Source organism: Ruegeria sp. BHSC029, assembly GCF_059613085.1.
The window spans coordinates 579,515-598,484 of the sequence record NZ_JBXWRU010000003.1 but is presented as its reverse complement, the minus strand read 5'-3'; the positions used below and the strand labels follow the sequence as shown (position 1 = coordinate 598,484).

Below are 18,970 nucleotides of genomic sequence, written 5' to 3'. Positions count from 1 at the left end.
CGGGCGCTCCTCGGTACCGGGGTTCGGCATCTAGCCAGCCCCAAATCAGAGGAGACAATACATGTCCAAGCGGAAGCAAACCAAAATTGACAAAGTGCAACACTTGTTGCGCCGCCCGAGCGGCGCCAGCCTTGAGGCGCTCTGCAAAGCAACGGGATGGCAGCCTCATTCGGTCCGAGCAGCTCTAAGCGGTCTGCGGAAAAAAGGCGTCACAATTGAACGGCGGACATCCGACAAACCAAATGGACCATCCACATATCATCTGGCGGCGGGAACTGGAGAAGCGTCATGACCAAGACGAGCGATGTCGCCGATCTCGCCGCCATGGGTCGATCGGATCTGGTCACGCTTTGGCAGCAACTGTTTGATCAACCCGCCCCCGCCATGCTCAGCCAACCCTTTCTGCGCCGCTTTATCGCCTTTGAGATGCAGTCCCGCCGTCATGGCAGGCTACCCCGCCAGGTCAAAGCCACGCTGGAAAAGGGCTCTGGGAAGAAACCCCGGCCTACATGCCCTGCCCTAAAACCCGGCGGGCGCCTGCTACGCGAGTGGAATAGTGTGACCCATGTAGTCGACGTTACAGAAGACGGCTTCACTTGGAACGGTCGGTCCTATCGCTCACTCTCGGCCATCGCCCGAGAGATTACCGGCGCGCATTGGTCAGGGCCGCGTTTCTTTGGGCTCACCGGCAAGGCGGCCAAATGAGCCCGCGCCGTAAAATCCGATGCGCCATCTACACGCGCAAGTCCTCAGAAGATGGTCTGGATCAGGACTTCAATTCGCTGGATGCGCAATATGAGGCCTGCGCGGCCTATGTCGCAAGCCAGCGACATGAAGGCTGGACCCTGTTGTCCGGGCGCTACGATGACGGTGGCCTGTCGGGCGGCACCCTAGAGCGACCCGCCCTTCAGCGCCTTCTTGAAGAGATCGATGCCGGGCGTATTGACATGGTGGTGGTCTACAAGATTGACCGGCTGACCCGGTCGCTTGCCGACTTCTCTAAGCTGGTCGACCGGCTGGAACAGGCAAACTGTTCTTTTGTGTCCGTCACGCAGGCCTTCAATACCTCATCTTCCATGGGCCGGTTAACGCTGAATGTGCTGTTGTCCTTTGCTCAGTTTGAACGGGAAGTCACCGCCGAACGTATTCGCGACAAGATTGCAGCGTCGAAGAAGAAGGGGCTTTGGATGGGTGGCAACCTGCCTCTGGGCTATGATCGCCACCCCGATCCGAAGGCAAGAACGCTGGTGGTGAATGAAGAGGAGGCCAGAACGGTCCGGCATCTCTTTGGGCTTTATGACGAGCTTGGTTGCCTGCGCAAAGTAGAAGAACGGGCAACGGCAGAAGACCTGCGGTCAAAACGGGTTGTTCGGACAGATGGCAGTGTGAAGGGGGATTGTCCGCTGTCACGGGGTCAAATCTATTACCTGCTGCGCAATCCGGTCTATCTCGGAAAAATCCGCCACAAGGATAAGATCTGGGACGGACAACATCCGGCGATCATCGATCAGGACATCTGGGACCGGGTGCAGGAAAAAATGCGACAGGCCTCCAACCGCTCGCGGGCACGCGGCGACTCCGATGCGCGCCAACACTCCACTGACCCCGGGGCCTGGCTCACCGGTCTGCTGTATGACGAAACTGGTGATCGGTTGACGCCGACCCACACCACGCGCAAAGGCCGACGGTTGCGCTACTATATCTCCAATCGACTGATCTCAGGCGGCAAGGATATCTCTGGCTGGCGACTGCCCGGCCCAGCGCTGGAAAACGCGGTCATTGATGTCATCGTCAGACATTTGCAAGACGCCGCCGCGGCGCACCAAGTACTGGCGCAGCCGGAGGCCGGGTCAGCCGAGGCAGTTCAGACTTCAGTTGCGGATTTAGTAACCCGGCTTCTAGGCCATGGCTGTCAGATCGGCGCTGCTCTTCTGGCCAAAGGCAAACTTGCACGAGGACAGATCGACCTCGAATTTAACCCCAAAACTCTGGCAAGCGCACTTGGCATCGCGGCCGATCATCTGCACCCGGATCTCACCCACGTCACCGCATCTTTCGATCTGTGCCGCCGCGGCGTCGAGGCCAAGGTCATCGCCGGAGACATGGCACCCCAACCTGATCCCCACCTCCGGTCCATGCTGATCCGCGCCCATGGCTGGGCCCGTGATCTGAAGGCCGGAGTTCAACTGATGGAGATTGCCCGCCGCGAAAGCGTCCCTGACGCCTTCATCCGCACCCGTGCTCAGCTCGCCTTTCTCTCACCAAAGATTCAAACGGCGATTCTCGACGGGAGCCAGCCGCCCGAACTCACACTCAAGCGTCTGGTCAGCGTGACCCACCCACTTGAATGGTCCGAACAGGAACGCCTGTTCGGCTTCTGACATCTCCAGCTCCTGCGTCCCTGATACAGACTTCGCCCTCCCTGATCCGGCGGAACAATTCCCTGTTCGCACGAGTAAATTCCCTGTTCCACCTTTTAGGGAATTTGCAACATAAACCTCTGAGAAACATACAGTTCTGATAGAAGAAATGACGGAAGTCAGTCCCGGTTTGCGAATATTCCCTGTAAATTGCAGGTTATCAGGGAAATCCAGCCCAAAGCGACCCCGCTAAAATGCGACACTGAGACTCGCGCCTGAATTGTCCTCTGAATGTACGGTTTGCTTCGTCTCTGATTGAAAGCGCATGCGCCAACGCGCGGGAATTGCGTAACAATTCCGGATCAGAAAATACAACTGAAGTGAGACAGGTATGAGTGGCGGGGAGACAGGGATTCGAACCCTGGGGACGCTCTCACGCCCAACGGTTTTCAAGACCGCCGCATTCGACCACTCTGCCACCTCCCCGGCGCAGGCAGCGGTCTAGGACGAACATCGGTTGGTGGCAAGTCCAAAAGAGGGATTTCTTGCCGAAGCCGGACCCACGGTCTTTCCTTGAAACAACCCGCAGGTTATGATTTGCGCGATGACTGCAGGAGGCCGGCAAAAGAACCGGTCGAACCGCGGTTGGGGCCGGCCACGCAAAGGCCCTACAGGCAAGGGATAACACAATATGAAGCGAGCGACAGAGACACGCTTTGGACCGCGGCCGTTGGCGGTGCTGGTTGTTGCAATGACTGCGCTGACGGGATGTGACGAAGCTTTGAACGCAGGCAAGTCTTCCTCGGAGGCCGCCAGTGACGATGGGCAGACCCAAAGCAACACCACGGAACTGTTCCCCGAAGTCGCCAGCGGCTCTCAGCGCGATGTTGAAGCGCCGGACGTCTTTGAAGTGACCGAGGCCGGGCTCTGGGATGGGCGTCCCTCGTTGGGTGGCATCTGGGTCGCGCACCCCAGCGCGTCTCAGCCCGAGCGGGTCGCCATCAAGAACACAAGCAACAACAAGACCGTGACGGGCGCCTTGTTCCGCCGGGAACGAAACCTGCCCGGGCCGGCCCTTCAGGTGTCCTCGGCAGCGGCTGAAAAACTGGGAATGCTTGCCGGCGCTCCTGCCCGTCTGCAGGTGGTTGCACTCCGCCGCGAAACGATCGAGCCGGAGCCTGCGCCGGAACCCGAAGCAGCCCCGACCGAAGAAACTGCAAGCGCCGCCGAAGCAACCGCAGCCGAAGAAGCCACAGCGGCCGGACCCGACGAAAGTGCCGAAGAAAAGCCGGCCAAGCGGAAATGGTGGCAGAAAAAGACACCTGAAAACACCGGTGCCGTGGTCGCCGGTGCTGCCGCGGCCGGAGCGGCCGCAAGCGCCGCCGCCGAAGAAACTGCGCCCGCGATTGAGGAAGCGGCAGATGCGTCCGCGACCGCTGCATTGACGGATCCGGTCGTCGCACCGCCACCCGCCCAGAAAAAACGCAAGTGGTGGCAGAAGAAAGATCCCAATGAAATTACCGAGACGCCGCTGGACCCGATCGCAGGTGCTGCCGCCGCCATAGACGCATCCGAGCCGACGCCGGCTGCGGCGGCCAGTGCCACAGCCGCATCGTCGAACCTGACCAAACCCTATGTTCAGATCGGAACGTTCGGAGTTGAAGCGAACGCGAAAGCCGCCGCCGAAAAGGTCCGCACGAACGGATTGGCGGCCGAAGTTCTGGAGCTGGAGTCGGCAGGCAAGTCGGTCTGGCGTGTACTGGTCGGCCCTGCCACAACGCGCGCCGAACGCAAAGCGATCCTCGGAGATATGAAAGACCTGGGCTTTACCGATGCCTTTATCGTGAAGAACTGAACAGGAGGGTCCAATGCTGACCTCACTCAAATCGGCTGTTCTGGCCGCGGGCCTTGCCCTGCTGGCCCTGCCGGTTCACGCCTTCGACACGTCCGCGCGCGCGGCCTATGTGATCGATCAGACGACAGGCACTGTGTTGTTGTCGAAAAATGCCGATGAACCGCTTCCACCAGCATCGATGTCCAAGCTGATGACGCTCTACGTTGCCTTCGAAGCTCTGCGCGACGGTCGATTGACGCTGGATGAAACGCTTCCAGTTTCGGAACATGCCATGAGCTATGGCGGCTCGACCATGTTCCTGAACACGCAGGACCGGGTCCGGGTCGAGGACCTGCTGCGGGGCATCATCGTCCTGTCTGGCAATGACGCCTGTGTCGTGATCGCCGAAGCGCTAAGCCCGGACGGTACCGAGGCCGGCTTTGCGCGTTACATGACCCAACGCGCCAGGCAGATGGGCATGAACCACTCGAACTTCACCAACTCGAACGGCTGGCCTGCTGCAGGTCACATGATGTCGGTTCATGATCTGGCCGTGCTGGCCGACAGGCTGATCACCGATTTTCCCGAATACTATCCGCTGTTTGCCGAGGAAACATTCGAATTTGACGGCCGCGCCCCGTCGAACGTGAACAACCGCAACCCGTTGCTGAAACTGGATATCGGTGCCGATGGCCTGAAGACCGGCCACACGCAAGAGGCGGGCTATGGCCTTGTCGGATCGGCCAAGCAAGGCGATCGCCGGGTGGTCTTCGTTCTTTCCGGGCTCGACAGCATCTCTCGCCGGGCAGAGGAGGCTGAGGCCGTGGTTAACTGGTCGTTTCGAAATTTTATCGAGAGGACAGTTGCCAACGCCGAGACGCCGATAGCACAGGCCAAAGTGTGGATGGGCGCGCAAAAGACGGTTGGGCTTGTGCCCGACGGTGACCTCACCCTTCTGTTCCCCGTTCTGGGCGATCAGAACGTGCAGGCCGAAGTCGTGTATCAAGGCCCGATCAACGCTCCGATCGCCAAGGGCCAACAACTGGCCGAACTTGTGATCCAGCCCGAAGGTCTGCCGGAAATCCGGCGCCCCCTGGTCGCGGCCGAGGATGTGGCGATGGGCGGGTTCCTGGTGCGGCTGATGACCGTGGGTGGCATCGTCCTGAAAGACATGATCAACACTCCACTGGAGTCGATGTGAGTCCGCGCGGTCTGTTCCTGACATTCGAGGGGATCGACGGTTCGGGCAAGTCCACCCAGGCCCGCAGGCTGGCAGAAAGCCTCGAGGCGGCCGGACATGACGTTGTTCTGACGCGTGAGCCGGGCGGTTCGCCCGGGGCCGAGGAAATTCGCCGGTTGGTCCTCGAAGGCGACCCCGACAGGTGGTCGGCGGAAACCGAAATTCTTCTGTTCACGGCCGCACGACGCGATCATTTGGAGCGCACGATCGAGCCGGCCTTGAATGCGGGTAAGATCGTGATTTGCGACAGGTTCGCCGACAGCACCCGAATGTATCAGGGCCTGTCGCGCGGAGATCTGCGCGCGTTGGTGGACCAACTCCACGGCCTGATGATCGGCCGCGAGCCTGATCTGACCTTGCTGATCGATATGGATCCGGAAATCGGCCTCTCCCGCGCCAAGGGCCGGCAAGGCACCGAAGAACGGTTCGAGGATTTTGGCCCGGCCCTTCAAAAACGCATGCGCTCGGGTTTCCTTGCGCTGGCGGACGAGTTCAAGGACCGGTTCCGTGTGATCGATGGCAATCGCGACGTGGACAGCGTGGCCGTGGATGTGAGAGAAACCGTCCTGAAGGTTCTGCGGTAATTCACGAATGAGCGACGACACTCCCACACCGGACCAGGCGCCCGGCGCGCTTCACCCGCGCGAGACACGCAGGCTGTTTGGACAGGATGCGGCCGAGCAAGCCTTCCTGACCGCCTTTGCGTCTGACCGGCTGCATCACGCGTGGCTTCTGACCGGCCCTCGTGGCGTGGGCAAAGCGACCCTGGCATGGCGCATCGCGCGGTTTCTGCTGGCCACGCCGCCGCAACAGGATGACGGGCTGTTCGGCGCGCCCGAGGCTCCGACGACACTCGACATCGCGCCGGACCACCCGGTTGCAGCGCGGATGCTGGCGGGGGCCGAACCCGGTCTGGCCGCGATCACCAGATCCCTGAATGATCAGGGCCGCCTGCGTAACGAAATCGTTGTCGATGACATCCGAAAATTGGGGCGCTTCTTCGGCCTCAGTTCAGCGGACGGCGGGCGCCGCGTGGTTATCGTGGATGCGGCGGACGAAATGAATGTCAGCGCCGCAAACGCGTTGTTGAAAATGCTCGAAGAGCCCCCTGCCCGCACGACACTGCTGCTGGTTTCGCATCAGCCGTCACGGCTGTTGCCGACGATCCGCTCGCGGTGCCGTACCCTGCGCCTGTCACCGCTGTCGCCGGAGGACATGAAATCGGCGCTGGCACAGACCGGGGCCGAATTGCCTCCGCAATCCGATCACCTCGCGGCATTGGCCGCCGGTTCCGTAGGCGACGCGGTACGGCTGATCAATCTGGGCGGGATGGAGATCTATGCCGAGCTGATCCAGATACTTGGCACCCTGCCCCGCCTCGACCGCCAGCGCGCGCTGGCTTTGGCCGAAGCGGCCGCGCAGCGCGGAGCAGCCGAGCGCTATGACCTGCTTTTGAATCTGATTGACATCGCCCTTTCTCGCCTTGCTCTGACAGGTGCGACCGGCGCGCCTCCGCAGCCCGAAGCTGCGCCAAACGAAGCCGAAGTTCTGTTGCGCCTGTCATCCTCGCGCCCACAAGCCTTGGGCTGGGCCGAGGCCGCATCCATCATCACGGCCCGTGCGCGGCACGGGAAGGCGGTGAACCTTGACCCTGTCGCCGTCGTCCTAGATACGGTGTTCAAGATTCAGGAAACCGCCGGTCCGAGCAGATGAGCGACACGCCCCAACCTCCCGCAATCACTGACAGCCATTGCCATCTGGATTTCCCGGATTTCGAGGGCCAGTTGGACGCAATCATCGCTCGTGCGGTCGAAGCGGGCGTGACACGCATGGTGACGATCTGCACACGTCTGCGCAATGAGCCGACCGTGCGCGCGATCGCCGAAACACATGCCCCGGTTTTCTACGCTGCGGGCACCCATCCCATGAGCGCGTCCGAAGAGCCACTGGCGAGCGTCGACGAACTCGTCGCATTGTCCCGACATCCGAAATTTGTCGGCATCGGCGAAACCGGGCTGGACTATCACTACACCGCCGACAGCGCCGAAATACAAAAACGCTCGTTGAGGGTTCACATTCAGGCCGCCCAAAGTACAGGCCTGCCGCTGATCATTCACGCCCGTGCAGCCGACGAGGACATGGCGGCGATCCTGCAGGACGAGTTTCGGAACGCACCTTACTCCTGTGTGATGCATTGCTTCTCGTCTTCGGCCGAACTGGCACGGGCAGCGTTGGATTTGGGGTTCTACCTCTCCATGTCCGGCATCGCGGCCTTTCCAAAAAGCCAAGAGCTGAGGGATATCTTTGCGGCAGCGCCTGTCGATCGAATTCTGATAGAGACCGACGCACCATACCTGGCCCCGCCGCCGCACCGGGGCAAGCGGAACGAGCCCGGCTATACCGCTTTCACCGCCCGGGTCGGCGCCGAACTGTTTGGCATGGACTACCCGGATTTCGCCGCGCAGACCCAAGCGAATTTTGATCGACTGTTTGCGAAGGCGGCCGCCTACCCGGTTGCCGCATGAGCATGCTGCGGTTCACGATCCTGGGCTGTGGCTCCTCTGGCGGTGTCCCCCGGTTGGGTGGGCATTGGGGAGATTGTGACCCGCAAAATTCGCGCAATATTCGCCGCCGATGCTCGATGCTGGTTGAACGGGACGGGCCGGACGGTACGACCTCAGTTCTGATCGACACGACCCCGGACATGCGCAGCCAACTGCTGGACACCGGAACCGGACGCCTCGACGCCGTTGTCTACACACACTCGCATGCCGATCATGTCCACGGCATCGACGACCTGCGCATGATCGTTTTCAACATGCGCGCGCGGGTGCCCGTTTGGGCGGATGGCGACACGCAAAACGCATTACTGGGGCGGTTCGGCTACGCGTTCATTCAACCCGAAGGCTCACCCTATCCACCGATCCTCGATCTGAAGACTATTGACGGCCCGTTCGAGATCGACGGTCCGGGAGGATCAATCCCGTTTCGCCCGTTCAAGGTGAACCACGGATCGATCGATGCGCTTGGTTTTCGTATGAACAACCTGGCCTATCTGCCTGATGTTGCGGAAATCTACGATGATGCCTGGCCCGAGCTTCAGGGATTGGACTGCCTCGTGATCGACGCGCTGCGCCGGAACCCACATCCGACCCATGCCCACCTGGAAAAGACCCTTGGCTGGATCGAACAGCTAAAGCCGGCTCGGGCGGTTCTGACCAATATGCACATCGATCTGGACTATGCAGCCGTCGATGCCGAGACCCCTGACCATGTCGAGCCTGCCTATGACGGCATGGTGATCCGGCAGCCATTGTAGGACATCGGATTGCACGCGCTTCCCCCAGCTCTGACCGAACAGCCTGGATTGAGGTCGTGAGATGTTGCAAAGCCTGATCGACGTCATCCTTCCGGTCTTTCTTGTGATTGGGGCTGGTTATGTCTCGACGCTGACGGGCTATTTCAAAGAAGTTCATATTGACGGGTTGATGAAGTTCACGCAGGGGTTCGCAATCCCCTGCCTGCTGTTTCTGGCCATCGCCCATCTGGACCTGAGCGCCAGCTTTGACCCGCGCCTTCTGGGCAGTTTCTATACTGCCGCAGCTCTGTGTTTCCTTGCGGGGGTATTTGGCGCTCGCCTGATATTCAAGCGCGAATGGGAAGACTGCGTTGCGATCGGGTTCTGCTGCCTGTTTTCGAACTCGGTCCTGCTGGGCCTGCCGATCACCGAACGCGCCTATGGGCCCGACAACCTGACCGGAAACTATGCGATCATCGCGTTCCACTCGCCGTTCTGCTACTGCGTTGGCATTACCGTGATGGAGGTCATCCGCAACCGAGGCAATGGCGGTATGCGCATGGCCCGATCGGTGCTTTCGGCAATGTTCAAGAACGCGCTGATCCTGGGCATCGCTCTGGGCTTCATCGTCAATCTCACGGGCATCGGAATTCCGGCTGTGGCAGACGAGGCCCTGAGCCTGGTGACACGCGCAGCACTGCCCGGCGCCCTATTCGCTCTGGGCGGAGTTCTGGTCAAGTACAAGCCCGAAGGTGACCTGCGGACAATCGGCTATGTTTGCTGCGTTTCACTTGTTCTGCATCCAAGCCTGGTTTGGTTGTTCGGTACAGCGACGGCCCTGCCCCAAGATCTTTTCCGCTCGGGCGTTCTGAACGCTGCGATGGCGCCCGGTTTCAACGCCTACATCTTCGCCAACATGTATGGCCGGGCCAAACGAGTTGCCGCCTCTTCGGTGTTGATTGGCACAGGCGTGTCCATTCTTACGGTATGGATGTGGTTGACGTTGCTCGGATAAAGACGAATTGACTTTGCGGGAGGGCGCCACACCTATCCCGAAACAGAACAAGGAAGCCCCAGCATGCCGACTGCCGTCATCGTAGCGCATGGCCAACCGTCCGACCCAGACCCGGCCGAGGCATCTCTGGCCAGACTGGCCGCTCGGATCGATCAACTGACGGATAGAGTCACAGTCAGATCGGCGACCCTCGCCGCGCCAGGGGCGCTGGAAAAGGTCCTTGATGAGATTCCGGACGGCAGCGCGATTTTTCCATTGTTCATGGCGAAAGGGTGGTTCGTGACTTCTGCGCTTCCCAAACGCCTTGAAGGGCGCGCAGTTCGGCAACTCGACCCGCTGGGCGTTGACCCGCAGCTACCCAACCTGGTGGCGCGCGCCCTGCAACCCTTGATCGACGAGCAAGGTTGGAGCACCACGTCCACGGATCTGCTTATTGCCGCACACGGCTCAGGCCGCAGCCGCAACCCGGCAGCCGTCACCCACGAATTCGCTGACCGTTTGGCCGGGTTGATATCACTGAAATCAATCCGCTGTGGATTTGTCGAAGAACCCCCATCGATCAGTGACGCCGCCCAAATGACCGGGGATCATGCGATCTGCCTGCCGTTCTTTGCCTGCACCGGGGGCCACGTGTTGGATGATATTCCCGCCGAGCTGGGCAAGGCCGCATTTCGTGGCCCGGTGCTGCCTGTGGTCGGCGAGTTGGATGAAATCCAGTCGCACATCGCGCGGACATTGGACGGGGCTTTCGCTGAGTAGTCAAGCAACCAGCCTACCGACGCACCGGGCTACTCCGGTGCCCGCGCCTCTTCGGAATAGAAGCGATGGCACGACCGACCGTTTCGCTTGGCCTCGTAAAGGGCCAAATCCGCCGCGTGCAGAATCTCAGCCGGTTTCGGGGACAGAAACTGTGACGTAAGTGCGGTCCCGATGCTCGCCGAAATCGCGCAGGTCTCGCCCTCGAAAACCATCGGTTTCTGAAGGCGGCCAATCAGGCGATTGGCGATCCGTTCAAGCTGAGCCCTGCTCGACAGGCTTTTGAATATCAGAACAAATTCATCGCCGCCGATCCGGGCGACCGTGTCGTCGCTGCGGGTTTCTTCCAGCATGATCCGGGCGGCCTGGGACAGCACATAGTCGCCCGCGGCATGCCCCAATTCGTCGTTCACGGCTTTGAAGAAATCCAGGTCCAGATGCATCAACGCAAAAGTGGATTTCGTTGAAACCAAATGCTCGAGAATGTGGTCCATCGCGCGCCGGTTCTTGAGGCCGGTCAGAGTATCCGTATAGGCCTGTTCCTCGGCCGCAAGCATTGCCCCCTGAAGCCGCAGGTTCAACGACCTCGAAGCCTCCATCGCCGCAGACTTGGCTTCGACCAGGTAGAGCAATTCAATTGCGAGGTCGGTTCCCGAGAAATCCGCACTTGTCAGTGCATAATCCCGTACAGCGTCCAGGATCGAGATCCCGAAGGACAGGTTGATAACCGCGCCTGCATCGTCAGGCAGCGGCGCCACCAAACCCTTCAAGGCTGTGCGCGGTTCATCGTGAAGCTTGAGATGAAGCTTGGTACCTGCCGTCGCCATCAACGCCGGCATAGTCGTCACGGTTCTGGGCCTTACCAGTTCAAATATTTCCAGAAATTCGCTGCCAACCAACGGCTGGTCGGGGCGCAGTTTTTGCAGTGTCGGCCCGACCTGAAGGATACGCCCATCCTGATCCACCAAGGTGAACATCGGGCACAACGTCTCCAACATCCTGCCCAGTTGATCCAGATCCATCATCAGTTCCGCGCCCCCAGATCAAAGTGACGACCCTCGGCAAAGGCGCTTTCGACCAGAACCATCGAGATGACGTCCACCCCGCCCCTCTGCCCGGCATGCGTCAGAATCACGAGCGCGCCATAGTCGTCCGCCATTGCTCGCAAGATCCCGATCATGACATTGGCATACCCATCCAGCCCGGGATGGCAGCGCAGTTCGAATTCTGTGGGCGAACGCTCCAGCAGTTCCAGGGCAGGCAATTCAAGGTCAGAGACCGCAAGTTTGACCCGGTCGGCCAGATCATCCAAAGACTGCAGAAACTCGACATAGGTAACGCCGCCAAAGCGCAGAAGGCGCCGCAATCCTTCCATGTTCGGGTGTGAGACCAGATAGGTTCCGAGATCTTCCAGAAACTCGTCCCGCGAACGGTTCAATTGATCGCAGACCACGTCCAGCAGGCGATATGACTTTTCCCGGTCGTAGACGAGCATCGCTTCGAACTCGGCGAACCCAAGTTCAGCGGCCTCGGTCGCCCGAAGCCAGCGCTCACGCCCATAGGTCGCGCATACAAACGATTGAACTGCCCTGTTGATCAATCCGTGCATGAATGCCCTCAAAAAGGTTTCATGCCGATCCCACCTCAAAGATCTTAACAAAGGCCAAATGCGGCAGTTCAAGATGCGGAAAATTCACGGAAATCTCAGGATGAGATATCCTGCCGTTCCAGCTGCCTGCCCGATGATGCGCTATCAGAAATCGGTCGGCGCGCCCCCTTCGGCTTTGCGACGTGCGACGAAGTCAGCCAGTTCCTCTCGGATCGCCTCATCCATGGGCGGAGCCTCAAAGCTGTTGATGATCTCCTTGAACATCAGATGCGCCCGTTCGGCTGTCCAGATCCCGCCTGCGACTTCCCAACCCTCGTAGTTTTTCCAATCGCTCAGGAAGGGTTGATAGAACGCGGTGGTATAGCGATCCTGGGTGTGTTGGATGCCAAAGAAGTGCCCATCGTTCCCGACCGCTCGGATGGCTTCCAGTGCGATTTCGTCTGGGCCTGTGGCGCAGATCTCAGGCTGCATATACCTTTGGATTTGCTGCAATATCTCGCAGTCCATGATGAACTTCTCCGGGCTCGCGATCAGGCCGCCCTCCAGCCATCCGGCCGCGTGATAGACCATGTTGGTCCCCGACTGCACCGCCGCCCAGAGTGAATTCGACGTCTCCCAGACAGCTTGGCCGTCCGGCACATTGGCCGCGCAGACACCGGACGAGCGCAAGGGCAGCCCATAGAACCGCGCCATCTGGCCGGTCATCTGGGTCGACCGGATGTATTCAGGCGTGCCAAACGCGGGCGCACCGGACTTCATGTCGACATTCGAGGTGAACGTCCCGATGACACATGGGATGCCGGGCCGGACGTACTGGAACAAGGCAATCGCACACAGCGCCTCGGCCAGCGACTGCGCAACGGCACCGGCCATGGTTACCGGGGCCATCGCCCCCGCCAAAGTGAATGGCGTGACGACAATGGCCTGCCCCCGCCGGGCCAGCCGCAGGCACCCGTCGATCATCGGGTGGTCATGTTTCAGAGGCGAGGTCGAGTTAATGTTGGTGTACATGCGCGGTGACGCCTCGAATTCCTCGTGGCTGAGACCGCCTGCGATGCGCACCATTTCCATGACATCTTCGACGCGCTCTTTGCCCAACGAATAGGCATGCATCGCCTTGTCCGTCAGCGTCAGCTTGTCATAAAGGACATCCAGGTGCCGGACGCTGGCGTGCAGGTCAACCGGCTCGACCGGGTAGCCTCCGGCAAAGTGGATGCAGTTGAAATACTGCGTCAACTTCAACAGGTTCTGGCACATTTCGCGGTTGCCGGGAACCTTCTTGCCGATCTCCATGTCCCAGTAGTTCGGCGGTGACGAGACATTTCCGAACAACATCGTCTTGCCGCCGATCTCGATCGTGTGGTTCGGGTTGCGCGGCGTGATGGTAAAGGTCGACGGCGCCTTGGCGACCATTTCCATAACGAAGTCACGACCCATGCGCACGTTGTCGCCGTTGACGATGCATCCAGCTTCACGCAGGATCTCCAAGGCTTCCTGATTGTAGAACTCGATGCCGATTTCCTCGAGAATACGCATGGCGCCGTCATGGATGGCTTCGGCGCCCTCGGGGCCCAACGGTTCGGTTGGCCGGTCGATGTTGATCGGCGGGTTCCATGGCATCTGGTCGATGACTGCCGCACCGCGGCGCGCTGCAGCGCCTGCGCGTCCACCACCCCTGCGCTTGCGAGTATTCGTGTCGGCCATCTGTTCCTCCGGCGATTGTTACTCTCAAACAAGACCCGAAGTCCGGTCTCTGGCCGCTCTGTCTGCGACAGCCAAGGTCGGTTTCAACTCATGAACCGCCGATTTTCAGGCAAGGCGCTTTAACGAAGGTTCAGCCAGCCGGGGATGTGGCTGATATCGGGAAGAACGACATCAGCCATCGGTGCAAGATCCTCAACCTTTGCCAATCCAGTCAGAACACCGATCGTGGTCATGCCGGCGGCGCGACCGGCCTCCAGATCGTGCAGACTGTCGCCGACCATGGCGATCCGGTCCGGTGGGACGCCAACATGTTGGGCAAAAGCCAACAACTGGCCGGGCCCAGGCTTGAACCCGTGGCCACTGTCATACCCCGCAATGAAATCGAAATAGGTCTCGATTCCGACCGAGGCCAGGTGCCGTTTCGCCGGCATCTCGCCGTCATTGGTCGCAACACCCAGCTTCTTGCCGGCGTCTTTCAGGAATTGCAGAAAAGGTGCAAGCGCAACGGCCTCGACCTGAGGCGCATGGGCAGAAGCCGCATTCAAGGTCTGAACCAGATCCTCGCGGGACCAGCCGTCAAGTTCTGGGAGCAAGGCGTCTGCGACCTCGTCGACGGTGCCAGCGATCACGATACTGTCCTCGGAATAGGTCTCTGTCGCGAAGTCAAAGCCAATGCTCTTTCCAAGCACGGACGCACGCGCATTGTCGCCCTCGCTCAGACGCAGCAGCACCGCCTTGCCGAACGCCCCCCACGTGGCGGCGAAATCAAACAGGGTTCCGTCCTTGTCAAAAACCAGCGCATCAATCGACATGCATTCTTGCTCCTGCGCGGACCCGTTCAGGTCCAATGAACATCCGCGCCGCCTGACAGGACGCTTCGGGCCTGGGCCGGTTGATCGTAGGGGACAGCGTTTGCGTCACAAAAGGCCAACACCCACGAATCGTCAAGCATCAGAAATTCCAGCACCGAAGCAAGAAACTCGGGCTCTGTGGCGCGGTCCCTCAGGTCATCCGTCGAGGCGCCGGTCGAACCAAGGAAAACAGGCAACAATTCATCGTTCCCAACAAGCCACCCAAGCGCTTTCAAGGCCAGAGTTTCGGCGAATTCGGCAGAGATCGGCATGATCAGGCCCCGGTTCGAAGATTTGGAAAGGGTTTGTTAACCAGACTCATAAACACTTTGGCAAGGCATGCAATCTACGGTGAAAACAATGTCCGTGCAGGGAACCATCCTTGTCCTCGACGGGGTCTCGACCAATCGCATCATGCTGAAGGTGCAGCTGACGGCGGCGTGGTATCATGTCGTGCAGGGCGAGAAGCTGGCTGGTCTTGGGGCGTTGCTGCGGCGGACCCGGCCGGATCTGGTGCTGACGGCCCAGACACTACCCGACGGAGACGCGGGCGACGTCAAAAGACTGATGCTGTCCGTTCCGGCCCTGCAGGATGTCCCTGTGGTCTCGATTGCGCCTCAGAACGATCGGACCGCCCGGCTGCGGAACCTGTCCGAGGGGCTGGATGACGTTCTGGCCTATCCGTTCAAAGATACGCTGTTGCTGGCGCGTGTGCGAAGCCTGCTGCGCGCCCGTGCGGAAACTCAGGATCTGAAGAACAGTGGCAACCCTCAATCCGTGGGATTTGCCGAAGCCCCCGCAGCAATGATCACGCCCGCGCGGCATGGTCAGATCGCCGTCTTGGCCCACACCGGACGTACTCGCACGCTGTGGCACAAGGCCCTGAACGGACGAACGCAGCATTCGGTGTGCAGCCATACCCTGCCCAACCTTAGCGGCGTCTTGTCTGGCACCATACCTGACGCGATAGTTGTCGAACTGAACAGCGATCCATCCGGCCTGAACATGTTGGCCGACCTCAAATCCCGCACCGGCACCCGGCGGACCGCTCTGATCGGAATCATTCCCGATGACAACGCCACTCTTGCCGCCGAGGCCTTGGATCGCGGCGCCGATGCAATTTGCCTCGGAGGGTTCTGCCCTGACGAAGTATCGCTTCGGGTCGAGGCGTTGATTGCACGCAAGGCGCATGACGAGCAAATGCGCGACTCGTTGCGCCGTGGGCTTGAGGAATCGTGGATCGACACGCTGACCGGCCTGAACAACCGTCGTTTCGCACAGACCGCGATGGACCAATTGCTGCACAGTTCGGTGCACAAACAGCGGGGTTTTGCGATCATGCTGGCCGACCTGGACCATTTCAAATCCATCAATGACCGTTACGGCCACAGTGCCGGTGACAGGGTTTTGGTCGAGGCCGGAAAACGGATGAAGCGCGCTTTCGGACCTGACGGCTTCCTCGCCCGCATCGGAGGAGAGGAATTCCTGTTCGGACTGCCAAACGCGACCCGCGAAAAGGCGCTCAGGAAGGCGGCCGATATCTGCAGCGGCGTCAGCAGCGTACCGGTCGTCCTGCCGGACATTCCTGCCCGCCTTCCGGTGACGGTCAGCATCGGGCTGAAGGTGTGCGAGCCACCCTTCTCCCCACCTCCGGACGGCTCACTGTCGGCCGAAAGCCTGATCAAATGCGCGGACAAGGCGCTTTATGCGGCCAAACAGGCCGGCCGGAACCAAGTGTGGATGAAACAGAACGCGGCCTAAGCAGGTCAGTCCTTGCGTCTCTTGGGATCCGGGCGCCGCTTCAACACGTCTTCCAAGCGGTCGGCATAAGCTTTTCGTTCTTCGTCGGACATGGCCGAAACCCGAGCCAGCCATTGCTCTTGCAGAGCCGCCTGGATTTCGTCATTCGCCCGGGCTTGTTCTTCCAGCAAGTTGTGGACTTCATCTCGGTCGAACGGAACGGCCCGCAGCGCTTTGCCAAGCGCCTTGAAATCACGAGACCTTTTCTCGGCCCCGCGCCGATGCTTGTCGGCCAGATCGCCTCTCAACGCCTTGCGTTCCGGATCAGGAAGAGCGCGGTACAGGGCAGGTCCAAATCCGGGAGGAACATCGTCCCGCACACCGTGAAACCGCAGCGCAGTCCCGATGATCACCCCGGCGACCAGCAGGTTCAGGCCAAGGGATACCACCAATAGCACAGGCACCCAGCGCCTTGGGGGTTTAACGTCTTCATTCATTCCGCTTCCTCCAGAAACGCGGCCTCGAGACCGAGATTGGCGACCATGTAGGATGCATCCTGGGTCATTATGTAATTCGCCGGGTCCGGCAGAAAGGACGGCGCTGCAAAGCCGACCCATGCGCCAACCACGCTGGCCGCCGCAAGCCCACTGAGCGCCTGCCACCCCCCGAGACCGGCAATAAGACTGCCCAGAAATCCTTGTGACTTGGGTTTTGCTGTTTTTGTCGCCGCAAGCCGGATGGCCTCGGCATCCGTCAGGATACGAACGGCCAAATCGTCGGGCAGATCAACATGCGCCTGCCGTGCCTCGGCAAACAAAAGATCCAGTTCTGTATCTTGGTCAGACATGGTCATACCCCAACTCTTCCTGACGGCCTGACAATATGGCCGTCAACGACCGCTTTCCGCGGGCAACAAGACTTTCTACCGCTTCTACGGAAATCTTCATGATTCCCGCGATTTCCGGATTGGACAACTCCTCGATGTGCCTGAGAATGACAGCTTCGCGCTGCCGTTCGGGCAATTGTGCCAAGGCCGCTTGCAACGCATCCACGCGGGCGTTTTGCTGCATTCGGTCCACGACACTGGGCTGGTCGTCCTCAGGCTCTGGGACATCGTCCAATGTGCCTGCCGTTTTCTTCCGCCGCAGATCGACACACAGGTTCAAGACCACGCGGTACAACCAGGTCGAGATCTTGGCCTGCCCCGGAACCCAGTCCGCCGCCACTTTCCACAGCCGAAGCATCGCTTCCTGGGTTACGTCTTCGGCCTCTGCCCTGTTGTTCAACATACGCAGAGCAACCGAATAGCACCGCGGCCCCAACCGATCGGTCAGCAGGCGTGCTGCCTGGGCGTCGCCTTCGGCAAACCGCTTCAGCAACACGTCGTCGCTGCAGGCATCCGCGGCGACCGTGTCGCCGCGGACAGTATGCGCAGAGGACGGCACGTCCTTCATCCTGCGTCAGTTGTTGTCTGGGTCCGGGCGGCCACCCTTCTTGTGGTGCCGACCCATTCCATCCCGTGCATTGGCGAACTCCTGCTCGGACAGAGATCCGTTTCCATCCGCATCAAGGCGGTCAAACATCTTGTCAGCCCGGCGCGGTTTCGGCAACTCGTCCGCAGTCAGAAAGCCGTCTTTGTCAGCATCATGACGCTCGAACATGTCGGAAACGCGGTCGTTTGCCTTTTTCTGAGCCTCGGCCTGCATTTCTTCGACGCTGATCTTTCCGTCACCGTCGGTATCGGCCGAGGTGAACTTCTGCAGGCGATGGGCCTCCATCTCGGCCTTGGTCACCTGGCCGTCACCGTTGGCATCCAGCTCCTGAAAGCTGACCGGTTCACGGTCGCGAGGTCCTTTGGCCAGCGCAGCCGTCCCGGTGACGGCAACTGCAGACAGAATGATGGCCGAGATAAATTTTGCGCTCTTCATTGCTCGTTTCCTTTGTTGTCGCGGCCCTGTGCCGCTGCTTACATTCATTCAAACGCAGCCCGGCAAAGTTTCCGTCGCTGTCCGCGAATTTTTTTCCGGCATTGAAACCTGCATTTCCGGTCAATATTTTCGAGAGGGTCGGTGCAAAGCGACGCACCCCCCTTTTCTGCGGGATGAAACAAGCGCAATATCCCCGAAATCCGAGCGCGAGTATCAAGATGACAGATCAAACCATCGACACCCTCTCTCAGGAGGAACGCCCCACATGGCCCGCCATCGTGAAAGGGTTCCGGTGCAAATGCCCCAATTGCGGCAAAGGCAAGCTGTTGCACAGCTACCTGAAGGTGAATGATACCTGCGCAGACTGCGGTCAGGAATTGTTTCACCACAGGGCAGATGACGGGCCGGCTTACTTGACCATTCTGCTGGTCGGACACCTTTTGGCTCCGGCGCTGCATGTCACTTACGTCGGCCTGCGCCCGTCTCCGTGGGCCATGGCAATCGGCTTTTCGATAGCTTGCGTTGCACTGTCGCTGTTCCTTCTTCCCAGGCTCAAAGGAGCGGTCGTCGGCTTTCAATGGGCCCGGAAGATGCACGGGTTCGACGACAACAAGTGACCCGTCAATGCAACTGAG

22 protein-coding genes and 1 tRNA gene are annotated in these 18,970 nt (G+C 60.0%); 13 read left to right on the top strand and 10 right to left on the bottom strand.

Translation table 11 applies throughout. The features are described from left to right. The first annotated feature begins 61 nt into the window (after positions 1-61). From AC2FML_RS10010 to AC2FML_RS10000, 3 genes are read left to right on the top strand one after another with little or no spacing between them, the layout of a single operon-like run. Positions 62-292 carry a DUF3489 domain-containing protein gene (locus AC2FML_RS10010; protein ID WP_093964945.1) on the top strand — a complete coding sequence of 77 codons (231 nt, stop codon included), beginning with the start codon at positions 62-64 and terminating at the stop codon, positions 290-292. Then, positions 289-705 (top strand): DUF2924 domain-containing protein, encoded by a 417-nt coding sequence (locus AC2FML_RS10005; RefSeq protein ID WP_093964944.1) that lies wholly within the window; start codon positions 289-291, stop codon positions 703-705. The genes AC2FML_RS10010 and AC2FML_RS10005 overlap by 4 nt, the downstream gene beginning before the upstream one ends. Continuing rightward, on the top strand, positions 702-2,381 hold the full coding sequence (locus tag AC2FML_RS10000; protein ID WP_093964943.1) for a recombinase family protein: 1,680 nt from the start codon (positions 702-704) through the stop codon (positions 2,379-2,381). The genes AC2FML_RS10005 and AC2FML_RS10000 overlap by 4 nt, the downstream gene beginning before the upstream one ends. 375 nt (positions 2,382-2,756) lie before the next feature. On the opposite strand, the gene AC2FML_RS09995 is transcribed toward AC2FML_RS10000, so the two are convergent. Continuing rightward, positions 2,757-2,846, bottom strand: a tRNA-Ser gene (locus AC2FML_RS09995). 205 nt (positions 2,847-3,051) lie between these two features. On the opposite strand from AC2FML_RS09995, the gene AC2FML_RS09990 reads away from it, so the two are divergent. The 8 genes from AC2FML_RS09990 (at position 3,052) to AC2FML_RS09955 (ending at position 10,506) form a co-directional block, all read left to right on the top strand. Continuing rightward, positions 3,052-4,215 (top strand): SPOR domain-containing protein, encoded by a 1,164-nt coding sequence (locus tag AC2FML_RS09990; RefSeq protein ID WP_496782967.1) that lies wholly within the window; start codon positions 3,052-3,054, stop codon positions 4,213-4,215. Between the two features lie 13 nt (positions 4,216-4,228). Further along, a complete protein-coding gene (locus tag AC2FML_RS09985) occupies positions 4,229-5,395 on the top strand; it encodes a D-alanyl-D-alanine carboxypeptidase family protein (RefSeq protein WP_170368193.1) in 1,167 nt (388 codons plus the stop codon). Continuing rightward, entirely contained in the window at positions 5,392-6,018 is a 627-nt protein-coding gene (gene tmk / locus AC2FML_RS09980; protein ID WP_170341058.1) for a dTMP kinase, read from the top strand. Before AC2FML_RS09985 ends, tmk begins: the two co-directional genes overlap by 4 nt. Positions 6,019-6,025: 7 nt before the next feature. Beyond that, positions 6,026-7,147: a DNA polymerase III subunit delta' gene (locus AC2FML_RS09975; RefSeq protein ID WP_496782964.1), complete on the top strand. Its 1,122-nt coding sequence runs from the start codon at positions 6,026-6,028 to the stop codon at positions 7,145-7,147. Continuing rightward, positions 7,144-7,959 (top strand): TatD family hydrolase, encoded by an 816-nt coding sequence (locus tag AC2FML_RS09970; RefSeq protein ID WP_170368190.1) that lies wholly within the window; start codon positions 7,144-7,146, stop codon positions 7,957-7,959. The genes AC2FML_RS09975 and AC2FML_RS09970 overlap by 4 nt, the downstream gene beginning before the upstream one ends. Continuing rightward, complete coding sequence (locus AC2FML_RS09965) at positions 7,956-8,753, top strand: MBL fold metallo-hydrolase (RefSeq protein ID WP_496782962.1); 798 nt, start codon at positions 7,956-7,958, stop codon at positions 8,751-8,753. The genes AC2FML_RS09970 and AC2FML_RS09965 overlap by 4 nt, the downstream gene beginning before the upstream one ends. A 61-nt stretch (positions 8,754-8,814) precedes the next feature. After that, complete coding sequence (locus AC2FML_RS09960) at positions 8,815-9,747, top strand: AEC family transporter (RefSeq protein WP_170404291.1); 933 nt, start codon at positions 8,815-8,817, stop codon at positions 9,745-9,747. 63 nt (positions 9,748-9,810) lie between these two features. Then, the gene (locus AC2FML_RS09955) at positions 9,811-10,506 is read left to right on the top strand and encodes a CbiX/SirB N-terminal domain-containing protein (RefSeq protein WP_170440877.1); all 696 of its coding nucleotides are present in this window, start codon (positions 9,811-9,813) and stop codon (positions 10,504-10,506) included. 29 nt (positions 10,507-10,535) lie between these two features. Here the strand turns inward: AC2FML_RS09955 and AC2FML_RS09950 are convergent, their stop codons facing one another. The 5 genes from AC2FML_RS09950 to AC2FML_RS09930 form a co-directional block, all read right to left on the bottom strand. Then, on the bottom strand, positions 10,536-11,528 hold the full coding sequence (locus AC2FML_RS09950; protein WP_170357358.1) for a GGDEF domain-containing protein: 993 nt from the start codon (positions 11,526-11,528) through the stop codon (positions 10,536-10,538). After that, positions 11,528-12,112: a heme NO-binding domain-containing protein gene (locus AC2FML_RS09945; protein WP_170357357.1), complete on the bottom strand. Its 585-nt coding sequence runs from the start codon at positions 12,110-12,112 to the stop codon at positions 11,528-11,530. The genes AC2FML_RS09950 and AC2FML_RS09945 overlap by 1 nt, the downstream gene beginning before the upstream one ends. Before the next feature lie 144 nt (positions 12,113-12,256). Then, the gene (locus AC2FML_RS09940) at positions 12,257-13,816 is read right to left on the bottom strand and encodes a trimethylamine methyltransferase family protein (protein ID WP_496782960.1); all 1,560 of its coding nucleotides are present in this window, start codon (positions 13,814-13,816) and stop codon (positions 12,257-12,259) included. Between the two features lie 119 nt (positions 13,817-13,935). Continuing rightward, positions 13,936-14,628 (bottom strand): HAD family hydrolase, encoded by a 693-nt coding sequence (locus AC2FML_RS09935; RefSeq protein WP_496782959.1) that lies wholly within the window; start codon positions 14,626-14,628, stop codon positions 13,936-13,938. Positions 14,629-14,654: 26 nt separating this feature from the next. Further along, a complete protein-coding gene (locus tag AC2FML_RS09930) occupies positions 14,655-14,939 on the bottom strand; it encodes a DUF3572 domain-containing protein (RefSeq protein WP_093964931.1) in 285 nt (94 codons plus the stop codon). Between the two features lie 88 nt (positions 14,940-15,027). On the opposite strand from AC2FML_RS09930, the gene AC2FML_RS09925 reads away from it, so the two are divergent. Beyond that, positions 15,028-16,428, top strand: a complete 1,401-nt coding sequence (locus tag AC2FML_RS09925; RefSeq protein ID WP_496782957.1) for a diguanylate cyclase — start codon at positions 15,028-15,030, stop codon at positions 16,426-16,428. Between the two features lie 5 nt (positions 16,429-16,433). Here AC2FML_RS09925 and AC2FML_RS09920 read toward each other — a convergent pair whose 3' ends face one another. From AC2FML_RS09920 to AC2FML_RS09905, 4 genes are read right to left on the bottom strand one after another with little or no spacing between them, the layout of a single operon-like run. After that, positions 16,434-16,904 (bottom strand): periplasmic heavy metal sensor, encoded by a 471-nt coding sequence (locus AC2FML_RS09920; protein WP_496782955.1) that lies wholly within the window; start codon positions 16,902-16,904, stop codon positions 16,434-16,436. Then, positions 16,901-17,254, bottom strand: a complete 354-nt coding sequence (locus AC2FML_RS09915; RefSeq protein ID WP_254437052.1) for a hypothetical protein — start codon at positions 17,252-17,254, stop codon at positions 16,901-16,903. Before AC2FML_RS09915 ends, AC2FML_RS09920 begins: the two co-directional genes overlap by 4 nt. Beyond that, positions 17,247-17,861, bottom strand: a complete 615-nt coding sequence (locus AC2FML_RS09910) for an RNA polymerase sigma factor (RefSeq protein ID WP_496782953.1) — start codon at positions 17,859-17,861, stop codon at positions 17,247-17,249. Before AC2FML_RS09910 ends, AC2FML_RS09915 begins: the two co-directional genes overlap by 8 nt. A gap of 6 nt (positions 17,862-17,867) precedes the next feature. Beyond that, complete coding sequence (locus AC2FML_RS09905) at positions 17,868-18,335, bottom strand: EF-hand domain-containing protein (RefSeq protein WP_170340413.1); 468 nt, start codon at positions 18,333-18,335, stop codon at positions 17,868-17,870. 218 nt (positions 18,336-18,553) lie between these two features. On the opposite strand from AC2FML_RS09905, the gene AC2FML_RS09900 reads away from it, so the two are divergent. After that, on the top strand, positions 18,554-18,952 hold the full coding sequence (locus AC2FML_RS09900) for a DUF983 domain-containing protein (protein ID WP_496782951.1): 399 nt from the start codon (positions 18,554-18,556) through the stop codon (positions 18,950-18,952). Positions 18,953-18,970: the final 18 nt, after the last annotated feature.

Excerpts from the sequence above, each read along its gene's own strand:
- AC2FML_RS09900 (WP_496782951.1), top strand. The coding sequence starts at position 18,554 with ATGACAGATCAAACCATCGACACCCTCTCTCAGGAGGAACGCCCCACA.
- AC2FML_RS10005 (WP_093964944.1), top strand. The coding sequence starts at position 289 with ATGACCAAGACGAGCGATGTCGCCGATCTCGCCGCCATGGGTCGATCG.
- AC2FML_RS10000 (WP_093964943.1), top strand. The coding sequence starts at position 702 with ATGAGCCCGCGCCGTAAAATCCGATGCGCCATCTACACGCGCAAGTCC.
- AC2FML_RS09990 (WP_496782967.1), top strand. The coding sequence starts at position 3,052 with ATGAAGCGAGCGACAGAGACACGCTTTGGACCGCGGCCGTTGGCGGTG.
- AC2FML_RS09975 (WP_496782964.1), top strand. The coding sequence starts at position 6,026 with ATGAGCGACGACACTCCCACACCGGACCAGGCGCCCGGCGCGCTTCAC.
- AC2FML_RS09970 (WP_170368190.1), top strand. The coding sequence starts at position 7,144 with ATGAGCGACACGCCCCAACCTCCCGCAATCACTGACAGCCATTGCCAT.
- AC2FML_RS09985 (WP_170368193.1), top strand. The coding sequence starts at position 4,229 with ATGCTGACCTCACTCAAATCGGCTGTTCTGGCCGCGGGCCTTGCCCTG.
- AC2FML_RS09935 (WP_496782959.1), bottom strand. The coding sequence starts at position 14,628 with ATGTCGATTGATGCGCTGGTTTTTGACAAGGACGGAACCCTGTTTGAT.
- AC2FML_RS09905 (WP_170340413.1), bottom strand. The coding sequence starts at position 18,335 with ATGAAGAGCGCAAAATTTATCTCGGCCATCATTCTGTCTGCAGTTGCC.
- AC2FML_RS09925 (WP_496782957.1), top strand. The coding sequence starts at position 15,028 with ATGTCCGTGCAGGGAACCATCCTTGTCCTCGACGGGGTCTCGACCAAT.
- AC2FML_RS09960 (WP_170404291.1), top strand. The coding sequence starts at position 8,815 with ATGTTGCAAAGCCTGATCGACGTCATCCTTCCGGTCTTTCTTGTGATT.
- AC2FML_RS09965 (WP_496782962.1), top strand. The coding sequence starts at position 7,956 with ATGAGCATGCTGCGGTTCACGATCCTGGGCTGTGGCTCCTCTGGCGGT.
- AC2FML_RS09910 (WP_496782953.1), bottom strand. The coding sequence starts at position 17,861 with ATGAAGGACGTGCCGTCCTCTGCGCATACTGTCCGCGGCGACACGGTC.
- AC2FML_RS09930 (WP_093964931.1), bottom strand. The coding sequence starts at position 14,939 with ATGCCGATCTCTGCCGAATTCGCCGAAACTCTGGCCTTGAAAGCGCTT.
- AC2FML_RS09915 (WP_254437052.1), bottom strand. The coding sequence starts at position 17,254 with ATGTCTGACCAAGATACAGAACTGGATCTTTTGTTTGCCGAGGCACGG.
- AC2FML_RS09940 (WP_496782960.1), bottom strand. The coding sequence starts at position 13,816 with ATGGCCGACACGAATACTCGCAAGCGCAGGGGTGGTGGACGCGCAGGC.
- AC2FML_RS09955 (WP_170440877.1), top strand. The coding sequence starts at position 9,811 with ATGCCGACTGCCGTCATCGTAGCGCATGGCCAACCGTCCGACCCAGAC.
- AC2FML_RS10010 (WP_093964945.1), top strand. The coding sequence starts at position 62 with ATGTCCAAGCGGAAGCAAACCAAAATTGACAAAGTGCAACACTTGTTG.
- AC2FML_RS09920 (WP_496782955.1), bottom strand. The coding sequence starts at position 16,904 with ATGAATGAAGACGTTAAACCCCCAAGGCGCTGGGTGCCTGTGCTATTG.
- AC2FML_RS09950 (WP_170357358.1), bottom strand. The coding sequence starts at position 11,528 with ATGATGGATCTGGATCAACTGGGCAGGATGTTGGAGACGTTGTGCCCG.
- AC2FML_RS09945 (WP_170357357.1), bottom strand. The coding sequence starts at position 12,112 with ATGCACGGATTGATCAACAGGGCAGTTCAATCGTTTGTATGCGCGACC.